Consider the following 806-nt stretch of genomic DNA (forward strand, 5'->3'; position numbering starts at 1 on the left):
GGTTTGAACGATTATGTAAAATACATAATACTAAGATTGTGGTATTGAATAATGTTAAAACTAGTCCAACGCAAGAAATGATTGATGATATGGTGAGTATTGTACACGTATTTTCCTGTCGTTTATATGGTTTACGTAAATATAAGCATAAACTAGAAAACGACAAATCTTTGAAAGGTGGTGAAAATAATGGTGTTAAGAACCCAAAAAGTTAGACTTTATCCAAATAAAACCATGTAGAAAGTCTTAGATGACTTGTGTGATTATCGCAGATATCGCTGGAATGCTGGTTTGGCTTTATGGAATGATATGTATGAAGAAGCACTGATCTTAGATGATAAGCGCCTCAGACCAAATGAATACAAGGCTCGCAACGAGTTAGTGGCTAATAAAGCTGATTGGCAATATCGTTTTTCAGCCCGTTGCTTACAACTAGCAATTAGCGACTTAAATAAAGCTTGGAAGAACTTTTTTGATAAGGCACAAGTTGATTGGGGTAAACCACGTTTTAAATCAAAGAAAGCCACTAGACAGGGTTTTAAAACTGACCGTGCCAAGATTATTAAGGGTAAGTTGCGCTTGGATAAACCACATGGAATTAAGAATTGGTATGACATTCACATGAGTGGCGATAAGTTGTTAACTGGTGAATTAAAAGTTGTTTCAATTTACCGTGAAAATGGTAAATATTGGGCAAGTTTACCTTTTGAAGTCAATATTGAAACAAAGCCTAAAACTGACCATGTAACAGCTATTGATGTCAATGTCGGGCACATTAACTATACGGAAGGTAAGATCAACACTTT

At 35.2% G+C, this 806-nt stretch carries 1 protein-coding gene and 1 pseudogene; both read left to right on the forward strand.

What is annotated here, in order from left to right; all coding sequences use genetic code 11:
- Positions 1 to 215 (forward strand): annotated as a pseudogene (locus FC30_RS09780) (IS607 family transposase); the annotation flags it as partial.
- A 40-nt stretch (positions 216 to 255) separates the two neighbouring features.
- Positions 256 to 806, forward strand: a 551-nt coding sequence (locus FC30_RS07905; RefSeq protein WP_268888282.1) for a transposase, incomplete at its 3' end; no start/stop codon positions are given.

The organism is Ligilactobacillus animalis KCTC 3501 = DSM 20602, assembly GCF_001434535.1.
Lineage (GTDB): Bacteria > Bacillota > Bacilli > Lactobacillales > Lactobacillaceae > Ligilactobacillus > Ligilactobacillus animalis.